The sequence below is a fragment of the Pseudomonas sp. MM227 genome, assembly GCF_947090715.1.
Classification (GTDB): domain Bacteria; phylum Pseudomonadota; class Gammaproteobacteria; order Pseudomonadales; family Pseudomonadaceae; genus Aquipseudomonas; species Aquipseudomonas baltica.
Map to the genome: position 1 here is coordinate 4,004,254 of NZ_OX352319.1, position 11,953 is coordinate 4,016,206.

Below are 11,953 nucleotides of genomic sequence, written 5' to 3' on the forward strand. Positions count from 1 at the left end.
TTCGCGGGTAGAACCCGCTCCCACAGGGGTGCAGGCTGGCTTACAGCCCTGAAACACCTTCGCGGGTAGAACCCGCTCCCACAGAGGGACAGGCCGGCTAGAGACTGGCCGGCACCTCGCGCCACTCGCCCTGCCCCAGGCCCTCGAGGCTCCAGTCACCGATGCGCACCCGCACCAGGCGCAAGGTCGGCAGGCCCACTGCCGCCGTCATGCGCCGCACCTGACGGTTGCGCCCCTCCTTGATCACCAGCTCCAGCCAATGCGTCGGCACGCTCTTGCGAAAGCGCACCGGCGGATCGCGCGGCCACAGGTCCGGCTCGTCCAGCAGCCGCGCTTGCGCCGGCAGAGTCATGCCATCGTTGAGCTCGACCCCGGTGCGCAGACGCTGCAACTGGTCTTCGTCGGGTACGCCTTCCACCTGCACCCAATAGGTCTTGGCCAGCTTGTGCTTCGGGTCGGCAATGCGCGCCTGCAACTGGCCGTCGTTGGTCAGCAACAGCAGCCCCTCGCTGTCACGGTCCAGGCGACCGGCCGGATAGACCCCGGCAATGTCGATGAAATCCTTCAGCGTCGCCCGCCCTTCACCGTCGCTGAACTGGGTCAGCACATCGAACGGTTTGTTGAACAGCAGCAGCCGCGGCTGGGCCGGCGGGGCCTTGGCCACACGGCGGCCGCTGGCGGGTGGACGTTTGTTGGAGCGAGGAGGAAGAGGCATGACGAAGCGGCTTTCGGGCTGGCAAGGGCGCTCATGCTAGAGGCCCTTGCCAGCCACGGCAAACCTGTCAGCGGAACGGCGGCTCGTCGAAGCTGCGCAGCTTGCGTGAGTGCAGCGAATTGAGCTGGTTGCGCAGCAGGTTCAAGGCCGTGATGCCGATGTTGAGATGCTGGCTGACCGCGCGGTTGTAGAACGCGTTGGCCGAGCCCGGCAGTTTGATCTCACTGTGCAAGGGCTTGTCCGACACGCACAGCAGAGTGCCGTACGGCACCCGCAGGCGATAACCCTGGGCGGCAATGGTGCCGCTTTCCATGTCCACCGCCACGGCGCGCGACAGGTTGATCAGCGGTCGCTCCTGGGCCCAGCGCAGTTCCCAGTTGCGGTCATCGTAGGTCAGCACGGTGCCGGTGCGCAGGCGCTTCTTGAGGTCGTCGCCACGCTCGCCGGTGACCTGCGCCGCCGCTTCCTGCAACGCCAGCTGCACTTCGGCCAGGGCCGGAATGGGAATGTTCGGTGGCAGGACCCGATCGAGAATACCGTCCTGGCGCATGTAGGCGTGGGCCAGCACATAGTCGCCGATGGTCTGCGACTGTCGCAGGCCACCGCAGTGGCCGATCATCAGCCAGCAATGCGGACGCAGCACGGCCAGGTGGTCGGTGATGTTCTTGGCGTTCGAAGGGCCGACGCCGATATTCACCAGGGTCACGCCGTCGCCGTCCTCGGCAATCAGGTGATACGCCGGCATCTGATAGCGGTGCCATACCACGCTGGCCACCAGCGCCTGGGCCTCACCGTTGTCCATGCTCTTTTCGATGATCACATTGCCGGGCATCACCAGGCGCACGAAGCGCGGGTCGTTGCGCAGCTGTTCCAGGCCGTGGGTGACGAACTGGTCGACGTAGCGGTGGTAGTTGGTCAGCAGGATCCACGGCTGCACGTGCTTCCAGTCGCTGCCGGTGTAGTGGATCAGGCGACGCAGGGAGAAATCCACCCGCGCGGCGTCGAACAGCGCCAACGGCAGCGGATCGGCAGTGGCCCAGTCGTACAGGCCGTCGGCGATGCCGTCGGTGGCGGCAGACAGGTCGGTGCTGGGGAACACCCGCGCCAGTGCCGCAGCAGTCACGCCACTGCCGGCCAACTCGTCGCCCTGGTCGACGACATAGGGATAAGGGATGTTCTGCTCGCTGACGCCGACTTCGATGGTGACCGCGAAGTCGCGCATCAGCGGCCGCAACTGGTCCAGCAGATAACCGCGGAAGGCGGCCGGTTGGGTCACGGTCACCGAGTACACGCCAGGCAGGTTGACCTTGGCGTAGGCTCGGGTGATGGCAGGCAGTTCGCCGCCGTAGGCGTAGGTCAGGCGCAGTTCAGGGTAGCGAAACAGATCACGCTCGGCCGCATCCGGCTCGCTGCGATCCTTGAGGTAGCGCTTGAGCGCCTGGCTCAAGGCGCGAGTGGCCCGTTCGTGCAGTTCTGCCAACCGATCCACGGCTTGTTCGGCAGTTTGCACAACTACGAAGTCTGGAGCATTACTCATGGGGCATGTCCTGGCTGATCTGGCAGGCTTGCATCTTGCCTGCAATGCCGACGAAAGGCACCCCCGGTGCGACGGCCTTGGTTACGCCGGGGCAGCGCCGGGGGGCGCATCTGCAATCGGTGGCGACACAGGCTTGGGATGGCTGAGGATGCAGCCGTGCAAAACCGCCTGAAGCTCTTCGAAGCGCACCGGGCGCGCCAGGCAGATCGATACCCCGGCAGCCAGGGACGCCTCGCGCCGGGCCTGGCCGGGTTCGGTGATCGCCAGCACCGGCAATCGCTCGCACCCCGGCACGCTGCGCAGTTCGCGGGTGGTGTGCAGAGCGCTCTCTGCGGGCGGGCTGTGCTCGATGAGCACGGCATCGAAACGCTCGCGAGCCAGCAGGGCCAGCGCACCAGCGCCGTCCTCGGCGGTGCGCACGCGGTAGCCGAGCTTGAGCAGCATGGCCCGCACCACCAACTGGTCGACGCTGTTGGCGTCCACCAGCAATACCGTGCATTCATGGGCAGCGCGCTGCGCGCCAAGGGCACCGGCGCGGGTGCTCAAGGCACGGCCCGGATGCGCTTCGACAACCCCCAGGCGCACGCTCAGTTCGAAACAGCTGCCGCGTCCGGGCTCGGACTGATGATGAAGCTGCCCGCCTACCAGTTCGGCCAGCTGCCGACAGATCGCCAGGCCTATACCCAATCCGCCGTACTCGCGGGTCACCGAGCCATCGAGCTGGTAGAAGCGTTGGTAGAGGGTCTCTTCGTCGCGATGACTGAAACCGATGCCGCTGTCGCTGACCGTGAAGGTTATCTGCAGGTGATCACTTGCTGGCTCGCCGCCACTGACGCGCACATTGACACTGCCTTCGCGGGTGAACTTGATGCCGTTGTCGATCAGGCAGCCCAGGCACAGGGCAAGCTTCTGCGAATCGCCCTGCAGGCGGTCGGGCAGACCGGCTACGCGCTCCACGGTGAACGCCAGCCCCTTGCTCTGGGCCTGGCGGCTGAATTGCATCTGCATGCTGTCCAGCAGCGCCTGCAGGCTGAACGGTTCGTTGCGCGGATAGAGCCGCCCAGCCTGCAGCTCGGTGAGGATCAGGATGTCGTCGACCATGCGCATCATGTGCCGCGCCGAACCTGCCGCGGTGTGCTGGTACTGCGCCAGCTCCGGCCCCATGGGCACGGTCTGCATCAGTTCCAGGGAGCCGATCACGCCATTCATCGGGGTGCGCAGCTCATGGGTGACAGTGGCGAGAAATTCGTCCTTGAGCCGGTTGCTGGCCGCCAGTTCCTGGTTCGCCTGCTCAAGCTTCAGCCCGGCTTCCTTCAAGGTCTGCGCCTGCTGATCGCGCAGCACATTGATCCGGTCGGCCAGGGCCAGCGACAGCAGGCCGACCTCCAGCGCCGAACCGATCTGGCTGGCGTACATGGTGATGAACACATTGGGCAGATAGCCCAGCACCATCAGGGTATTGACGATGCCGCCCAGCAGGAACGCGCTCCAGGCAATGATGAAGTAACGCGCCAGGCGCATGCCACGCAGCCAGGCGAGGATGCCAGCGGAGAAGATCACCACGGTGAAACACAGCGCCAGCAACGTGGCCAGGCGCAATGCCAGGGCGTAGCTGGTCGACAGCGACAGCACCATGACCACCGCGCCGTAGACCATCAGGCCGAGCAGCAGTCGATCCATCCAGCGACTGTGCCGCGCCGTCTGCAGGAAGCTGCGCGAGAACTGGCAACCGAAGAAGCCGGCCGCGCCAATGAAGAACGGCGTGGCCGCGTTGGCCCACCATGGGTTGTCGGGCCAGAAATACTCGACCCCGGCACCGTTCACTGACACCTGATACAGGCCGAACGACGCGATATAGACGATGTAGTACAGGTAGCTGCGATCACGCACGCTGAGGAAGATGAACAGGTTGTACACCAGCATGCCCAGCAGTACGCCGTAGATCAGCCCGAGCACGTACAGCCTTGAAGGTTGGGCCTCGAGGTACGCGTTGGCCGACCACAGGCTGACCGGCGCCTGCACCGAGCCCTGGCTGTGCAGGCGCAGATACACGGTCTTCGCTTCACCTGGCTGGAACGGCAGTTCGAACAAGTAGTTGTTCTGTTTGATCTGGCGGCTGGCATACGGCAAGGCATCGCCGGTTCGCTGCACCGAGTGGTACTGGCCGGCGGCATCGGGCAAGAACAGTTCCAGATGGTCCATGGGCGGATAGGCCAGCTCCAGCAACCAGCTGTGCGACGATCCGTCGGCGGGCGGTACATAGCGCAGATCGATGCGCAGCCAGTACACGGACTGCGAGTAACCGGCATTGAGCACGTCGTTGTGGTGCTGACGAAAGGCAGGGGCCAGGTCGGTGGTGATCTGCTCGATGGTGGCGTCGCCCGACACATCTTCGTAGACCTGCATCGTGCGGCCCAGGGCGAGGCTGCGGGTGGTCTCGTCGAAGTCGACCGCACCTGCCAGCATGGGCAGCCAGGCCATTATCAAGATAAGCAAATAGCGCATGGTGCCTTCGGGAGTGTTGCAGCGTAGTGTCAATATGATACATAGCCCCCCTGCAAAGCGCGAACGCCGGTCGCCAACGCAGACCGTCAGACACGCGCACCGCCGCTTGCGGCCCTGCTACAACGGCGTGCGCCGTGATAAGCTCGCGCACCATGAATATCTATAGTTCCCGCCCCGTTGTCCTCTGTCTCTCCGGCCACGACCCCAGTGGCGGCGCCGGCCTGCAGGCAGATATCGAAGCCTTGCTCGCGCAGGGCTGCCATGCCGCGCCGACGATCACGGCGCTGACCGTGCAGAACACTGTCAATGTCAGCGATTTCCGCGTGCTCGACCGCGAGTGGATCCTGGCCCAGGCCAATGCCGTGCTCAGCGACTCGCCGGTGGCGGCCGTCAAGCTGGGCATGCTCGGTTCGGTAGACATGGTCGCAACCGTGGTCGAGCTGTTGTCCGCCCACCCCCATCTGCCGATGGTCTGTGACCCGGTATTGCGTGCCGGTGGTGGCGGCAGCCTGGGCAAGGACGAGGTCGGCTACGCGATGCGCGAACAGCTGCTGCCGCTGGCGACCATCGCGACGCCGAACCTGCCCGAAGCGCGCATTCTCGCCGACCTGCCCGACGGCAGCGCCGATGAATGCGCACAGAAGCTGCTGCCGTTCTGCAAGCACCTGTTGATCACCGGCGGCCATGGCGACGAGCACGAAGTGCACAACCGCCTGTACAGCCGCGACGGCAGTCGTCGCACGTTCACCTGCCAGCGCCTGCCTGGCAGCTACCATGGCTCCGGCTGCACCCTGGCCAGCGCCCTGGCCGGCCGCCTGGCGTTGGGCGAAGGCCTGGAAAGCGCGGTGCAGTCGGCGCTCGACTACACCTGGCGCACCCTGCGCGACGCCGAGCAGTTGGGCCACGGGCAATTCGTGCCGCGCCGCCTGCCCCTGGATTTCTGCTCTTGAGCCGAACCCCTGCCCCCTGCCTCAGGACCGAGCGATGAACCTACGTGGCGTCTATGCCATCACCGACAGCCAGCTGTTGGCCGGCAAGTTCCTCAAGTACGTCGAGGCTGCACTGGACGGCGGCATTACCCTGCTGCAATACCGTGACAAGAGCAACGACGACGCCCGGCGCCTGCGCGAAGCCGAGAAATTGCGCCAGCTGTGCGAACGCTACAAGGCGCACCTGATCATCAACGACGACGCCGAGTTGGCCGCGCGGCTCAACGTCGGTGTGCACCTGGGGCAGACCGATGGCCCGCTGACGCCTGCACGCGCCTTGCTTGGCCGCAGGGCGATCATCGGCAGCACGTGCCACAACCGTCTCGACCTGGCCCACCAGGCCGCCCGCGAAGGGGCCAGCTACGTGGCCTTCGGACGCTTCTTCGCCTCCCAGACCAAGCCCGACGCATCGCCTGCCAGCCTGGAACTGTTGGCGCAGGCGCGTGCCGAACTGAAATTGCCGATTGCCGTCATTGGCGGCATCACCCTGGACAACGCCGCCCCGCTGGTGGCCCAGGGTGCCAACCTGCTGGCCGTGGTGCATGCGCTGTTCGGCGCCGACACGGCCCAGGAAGTCACCCGCCGCGCCCGCGCGCTGAACGCGTTGTTCGAAACTGCCTGATGCAAGAGAGCTTATTTATGTCCCGTTCCGAAACCCTGTTCGCCAACGCCCAGAAGCACATCCCCGGGGGCGTCAACTCGCCCGTGCGCGCCTTCAAGAGCGTGGGCGGCACGCCGCTGTTCTTCAAGCACGCCGCCGGCGCCTATGTCACCGACGAAGACGACAAGCGCTACGTCGACTACGTGGGTTCATGGGGTCCGATGATTCTCGGCCACAGCCATCCGGACGTGCTCGATGCGGTGCGCAAGCAGCTTGAACATGGTCTGTCGTACGGCGCCCCCACCGAAATGGAAACGCAGATGGCAGACCTGGTCTGCGCGATCGTGCCGTCCATGGAAATGGTGCGCATGGTCAGCTCGGGGACCGAGGCAACCATGAGCGCCATTCGCCTGGCCCGTGGTTTCACCGGGCGCGACAGCATCATCAAGTTCGAGGGTTGCTACCACGGTCATTCCGACAGCCTGCTGGTCAAGGCCGGTTCCGGCGCCCTGACCCTTGGCGTGCCCAGCTCGCCCGGCGTGCCGGCGGCGTTCGCCAAACACACCCTGACCCTGCCGTTCAACGACATTGCCGCAGTAGAGCAGATGCTCGCCGAAGTCGCCGATGAAGTGGCGTGCATCATCGTCGAACCGGTGGCGGGCAACATGAACTGCGTACCGCCAGCGCCCGGTTTTCTGGAAGGCCTGCGTCGCCTCTGCGACCAGTACGGTGTGGTGCTGATCTTCGACGAAGTCATGACCGGTTTCCGCGTGGCCCTCGGTGGTGCCCAGGCCTACTATGGCGTGACGCCGGACCTGAGCACCTTCGGCAAGATCATCGGTGGTGGCATGCCCGTCGGCTGTTTCGGCGGCAAGCGCGAGATCATGTCGCACATTGCGCCGCTGGGTCCGGTCTATCAGGCCGGCACGTTGTCGGGCAACCCGCTGGCCATGGCCGCTGGCCTGACCACCCTGAAGCTGATCAGCCGCCCCGGTTTCCATGACGAGCTGAGCGACTACACCGCACGCCTGCTCGACGGCCTGCAGCAGCGTGCCGACGCCGCGGGCATCCCGTTCGTCACCACTCAGGCCGGGGGCATGTTCGGCCTGTACTTCAGCGGCGCCGATGACATCGTCACCTTCGAAGACGTCATGACCAGCGACGCCGATCGCTTCAAGCGCTTCTTCCACCTGATGCTCGACGGCGGCGTGTACCTGGCGCCAAGTGCATTCGAGGCAGGCTTCACGTCCATCGCCCACGGCGATGCCGAGCTGGCGATCACCTTGGATGCTGCCGAAAAAGCGTTTGCTGCGCTGAAATAACCACCTTCACTCCCGTAGGAGCGGTCAGCGGCCGCTCCTACGATCGGCTGGCCGTGCCTGTGAAGTCTTGCCATCTGAGCGATATCGCAGAAAAACGAGTAAAGACTTTGTAACAGCCCCCCCGCTTATTTCATAATGCAGCACCCGCCACGTTTCGACGTCGGGTCCGCCCGCATTTCGCAGAGGTAAGTCGATCCCCATGAACCGCACCGGCCGCGCCCTTGCATTGGGCTGCCTGTTGCTTCTTCAGCCGCTAATGGCTACCGCAGGCGGCAATTCGTTGTTGATTCCGGCGGTGGGTCGCTGCACCCTCAATACCTCTGCCCAGGCATTGCCCGCGGCGCTGACTGCGTGTCAGCAGGCTGCAAAGGACGGCGACGCCCAGGCGCAATTCGAACTCGGTCAGTTCTATTACGACGGTACTCGAACCGAACGCGACTTGAACCAGGCCCTCAGCTACTTCGAACAAGCCTCCCTGCAAGGCCATGCCGAGGCCCAGTATCACCTGGGCACGATGTTCTTCAAGGGCGAAGGCGTGGCGGCCAACAACATCCAGGCCTATATCGTGCTGAAGATGGCGGCGGTCAATGGCGCCGAGGATGCACTGGACGTCGCCGACGAGGTGTCCGGGCAGATGCGCCGCGAAGACCTCGAAGTGGCCACTCAGGTGCTGGGGCAGATTTTCCGCAAGTACCTGCTCGAATTGCAGACGGCCGAAGGCAGCCGCTCGCCTTTCGCCCCGCTGCCCTGAGCCTGGCAGCGGCCCGACTGATGACTACTTGTCGGGCATCGGCATCGGGAATGGCATGACATTGCCGGTCATGCGTGCCTCGCTGATCTTCGGCGTGCCCAGACGCTCCACTTCGTCGATGCGCACGATCGAGTGCATGGGCACGAAGCTGCGCGTCACGCCTTCGAACTGAGCCTTGAGCTTTTCTTCGCTGGGGTCGACGACCACGGTGGTGCGCTCGCCAAAGACGAATTCCTCGACCTCCAGAAACCCCCACAGATCACTCTGGTAGATCTGCTTGGCGTACATCTCGAATACCTGGCCCTGGTTGAGGAAAATCACTTTGTAGATTGGAGCTTCGCGTTTGGTCATCGTCGGCAGATATAAGGTCGTGAGCTTGAAAGAGTGCGAAAACTATAGCATAGCCGCCCGACAGGCAATGCTAGGAACCACCGACCACGGGCACTATAATGCGCGGTTCTTTGAACCACTTGATGATCACCCCATGGCCAAGAAGCTTTATATCGAAACCCACGGTTGCCAGATGAACGAGTACGACAGCTCGCGCATGGTCGACCTGCTGGGTGAACATCAAGCCCTGGAAGTCACGGCACGCGCAGAAGACGCCGACGTGATCCTGCTCAATACCTGCTCGATCCGCGAGCGCGCCCAGGACCGCGTCTATTCGCAACTGGGCCGCTGGCGCGAACTGAAGCTGGCCAAGCCGGACATGGTCATTGCGGTCGGCGGCTGCGTGGCCAGCCAGGAAGGCGCAGCCATCCGCGATCGCGCGCCCTACGTCGACGTGGTGTTCGGCCCGCAGACCCTGCATCGCCTGCCCGAGATGATCGACGCGGCGCGCATCACCCGCTTGCCGCAGGTGGACATCTCCTTCCCCGAGATCGAGAAGTTCGACCACCTGCCCGAACCGCGCATCGACGGCCCGACCGCCTACGTCTCGGTGATGGAAGGCTGCAGCAAATACTGCACGTTCTGCGTGGTGCCCTACACCCGCGGCGAAGAAGTCAGCCGACCGTTCGACGATGTCCTGGCCGAGGTCATGCACCTGGCGGACAACGGCGTGCGCGAAGTCACCCTGCTGGGGCAGAACGTCAACGGCTACCGCGGCCAGACCGACGACGGTCGCCTGGCCGACCTGGCCGAGCTGATCCGGGTGGTGGCACAGATCGACGGGATCGAGCGCATCCGCTACACCACCTCGCACCCACTGGAGTTTTCCGACAGCCTGATCCTGGCCCATGCCGAAGTGCCGCAGTTGGTGAAGCACCTGCACCTGCCGGTGCAATCGGGCTCGGACCGCGTGCTGGCGGCCATGAAACGCGGCCACACGGTGCTGGAATACAAATCCAAGCTGCGCAAGCTCAAGGCGGCGGTACCGGACATCTGTATCAGCTCGGACTTCATCATCGGTTTCCCCGGCGAAACCGAGAAAGACTTCGAGCAGACCCTGAAACTGGTGACCGATGTGGGCATGGATTTCTCGTACTCCTTCATCTATAGCCAGCGGCCTGGTACGCCGGCGGCGGATCTGGCCGACGACACGCCCGAGACGGTGAAGAAACAGCGCCTGGATGCGCTGCAGCATCGGCTGAACCAGCAGGGCTTCGAGATCAGTCGTCAGATGGTGGGCACTACCCAGCGCATTCTGGTCACCGATTATTCGCGCAAGGATCCCGGCCAGTTGCAGGGGCGTACCGAGAACAACCGTATCGTCAACTTCACCTGCTCGGATGCACGGCTGATCGGCCAGTTCGTCGACATCCACATCGCCGAGGCCCGCCCGCACTCGCTGCGCGGCGAACTGCTGGCCTGACAGATCCACACCGCGGCGCGACGTTCGCGGCCGATGACCGCTCCTACAGGGTGACCGCGATCCTTGTAGGAGCGGTCCGTGGCCGCGAAAGCCGCACCGCCGGCAGCCAGCCAGGCGCTGGCCAAGGCCATTCGCCGCCCACCCCTTTCGCCCCGCCCCTGACAGGGGTTATCCTTGGACTCATTTCAATTGCCGTCGGGCGGCCGAATACGACCTTGAACGCACCTATCGAACCACATCGCTTCCTGCTCGAGCCTTTCGAGGCTCGCCGCTTCGCCAACCTGTGCGGGCAATTCGACGAGCATCTGCGCTTGATCGAACAGCGCCTGGAAATCGAAATCCGCAACCGTGGCAATCAGTTCGAACTGATCGGCGACGCCCGACACACGCGCTCAGCAGAAAACCTGCTGCGCCGCCTGTACCGGGAAACCAAGGCCACCGAGCTGTCCCCCGATACGGTCCACCTGTTTCTGCAGGAGTCGGCGGTCCAGGAACTCGACGATCCAGCGTCCGGAGAAGTCCCGGTCGCGCTGCGTACTCGCAAGGGCATGATCAAGCCGCGCGGCTTGAACCAGCAGCGCTACGTCAAGGAAATCCTGAGCAACGACATCAACTTCGGGATCGGCCCGGCAGGTACTGGCAAGACGTACCTGGCCGTGGCCGCCGCCGTCGATGCCCTCGAGCGCGAGCAGGTCCGACGCATTCTTCTGGTGCGCCCTGCCGTGGAAGCGGGCGAAAAGCTTGGCTTCCTGCCCGGCGACCTGGCACAGAAGATCGATCCCTACCTGCGCCCGCTCTACGATGCGCTCTACGAAATGCTCGGCTTCGAACACGTCGCCAAGCTGATCGAGAAACAGGTCATCGAGATCGCGCCGCTGGCCTACATGCGCGGACGCACCTTGAACAACAGCTTCATCATCCTCGATGAAAGCCAGAACACCACCGTGGAACAGATGAAAATGTTCCTGACCCGGATCGGTTTCGGCTCCACGGCGGTGATCACCGGTGACATCACCCAGGTCGACCTGCCCAAGGGCACCAAGTCGGGCCTGAGCCAGGTCATCGAAGTGCTCAAGGACGTACCGGGCATTAGCTTCACCCACTTCAAGCCCAAGGACGTCGTCCGTCACCCGCTGGTGCAGCGCATTGTCGAGGCCTACGAGCGCTTCGACGCCCAGCCCGCCACCGCCAACGAGGCCGGGGACAAACGCCGCGATGCTTGAGCTTGACCTGCAACGGGCCAGCACCGCGCCTGGCCCGAGCGACGCCGAGTTCCGCCGCTGGTGCGAACTGGCATTGCGCCAGCGCAGCGCCGATTCGGAGATGACCATTCGCTTGGTCGATGAAACCGAAGGCCGCGAGCTGAATCTGACCTATCGTCACAAAGATTACGCAACCAACGTGCTTTCATTCCCTGCGGACGTGCCGGACGAGATGCTCGACATCCCGTTGCTGGGCGACCTGGTCATCTGTGTGCCGGTGGTGGAACGCGAAGCCGCCGAACAGGGCAAGGCCTTGGACGCCCACTGGGCGCACCTGGTGATGCACGGCTGCCTGCACCTGCTGGGCTACGACCACATCGACGACGATGAGGCCGAGGAAATGGAAGCACTGGAACGAGAGTTGCTTGCACAATTGGGTCATCCGGACCCCTATGCCGCCGACGAACACGTCGACGACACCCCCACCAAAGCAATTGGCAAGGATCACGAGTAAAGGG

The 11,953-nt window shown here is 64.1% G+C and carries 11 protein-coding genes; 7 read left to right on the forward strand and 4 right to left on the reverse strand.

Going from position 1 to position 11,953, the window contains the following annotated elements; genetic code table 11:
* Nucleotides 1-97: 97 nt before the first annotated feature.
* The 3 genes from ONG87_RS18230 to ONG87_RS18240 form a co-directional block, all read right to left on the reverse strand.
* Nucleotides 98-664: a pseudouridine synthase gene (locus ONG87_RS18230; protein ID WP_163007396.1), complete on the reverse strand. Its 567-nt coding sequence runs from the start codon at nt 662-664 to the stop codon at nt 98-100.
* 118 nt (nt 665-782) lie between these two features.
* Nucleotides 783-2,252: an AMP nucleosidase gene (gene amn / locus ONG87_RS18235; RefSeq protein ID WP_122475488.1), complete on the reverse strand. Its 1,470-nt coding sequence runs from the start codon at nt 2,250-2,252 to the stop codon at nt 783-785.
* A gap of 81 nt (nt 2,253-2,333) precedes the next feature.
* Complete coding sequence (locus ONG87_RS18240; RefSeq protein WP_264381800.1) at nt 2,334-4,757, reverse strand: hybrid sensor histidine kinase/response regulator; 2,424 nt, start codon at nt 4,755-4,757, stop codon at nt 2,334-2,336.
* 152 nt (nt 4,758-4,909) lie between these two features.
* Between ONG87_RS18240 and ONG87_RS18245 the strand changes: the two genes are divergently transcribed.
* The 4 genes from ONG87_RS18245 to ONG87_RS18260 all read left to right on the forward strand — a co-directional run bounded on the left by ONG87_RS18245 (nt 4,910) and on the right by ONG87_RS18260 (nt 8,420).
* On the forward strand, nt 4,910-5,707 hold the full coding sequence (locus tag ONG87_RS18245) for a hydroxymethylpyrimidine/phosphomethylpyrimidine kinase (protein WP_192175865.1): 798 nt from the start codon (nt 4,910-4,912) through the stop codon (nt 5,705-5,707).
* 34 nt (nt 5,708-5,741) lie between these two features.
* A complete protein-coding gene (gene thiE / locus ONG87_RS18250) occupies nt 5,742-6,368 on the forward strand; it encodes a thiamine phosphate synthase (protein ID WP_122475493.1) in 627 nt (208 codons plus the stop codon).
* Nucleotides 6,369-6,385: 17 nt separating this feature from the next.
* Entirely contained in the window at nt 6,386-7,669 is a 1,284-nt protein-coding gene (gene hemL / locus ONG87_RS18255) for a glutamate-1-semialdehyde 2,1-aminomutase (RefSeq protein WP_122715033.1), read from the forward strand.
* 199 nt (nt 7,670-7,868) lie between these two features.
* Nucleotides 7,869-8,420, forward strand: a complete 552-nt coding sequence (locus ONG87_RS18260) for a tetratricopeptide repeat protein (RefSeq protein WP_185795148.1) — start codon at nt 7,869-7,871, stop codon at nt 8,418-8,420.
* Between the two features lie 24 nt (nt 8,421-8,444).
* Here the strand turns inward: ONG87_RS18260 and ONG87_RS18265 are convergent, their stop codons facing one another.
* Nucleotides 8,445-8,771 (reverse strand): DUF1820 family protein, encoded by a 327-nt coding sequence (locus tag ONG87_RS18265; protein ID WP_043192686.1) that lies wholly within the window; start codon nt 8,769-8,771, stop codon nt 8,445-8,447.
* A gap of 133 nt (nt 8,772-8,904) precedes the next feature.
* On the opposite strand from ONG87_RS18265, the gene miaB reads away from it, so the two are divergent.
* From miaB to ybeY, 3 genes are all read left to right on the forward strand, one after another.
* Nucleotides 8,905-10,233: a tRNA (N6-isopentenyl adenosine(37)-C2)-methylthiotransferase MiaB gene (gene miaB, locus ONG87_RS18270; protein WP_122475500.1), complete on the forward strand. Its 1,329-nt coding sequence runs from the start codon at nt 8,905-8,907 to the stop codon at nt 10,231-10,233.
* Nucleotides 10,234-10,448: 215 nt separating this feature from the next.
* Entirely contained in the window at nt 10,449-11,456 is a 1,008-nt protein-coding gene (locus ONG87_RS18275; RefSeq protein WP_264381801.1) for a PhoH family protein, read from the forward strand.
* Entirely contained in the window at nt 11,449-11,949 is a 501-nt protein-coding gene (gene ybeY, locus ONG87_RS18280) for an rRNA maturation RNase YbeY (protein ID WP_185795146.1), read from the forward strand. Before ONG87_RS18275 ends, ybeY begins: the two co-directional genes overlap by 8 nt.
* The last annotated feature ends 4 nt before the right edge of the window (nt 11,950-11,953 follow it).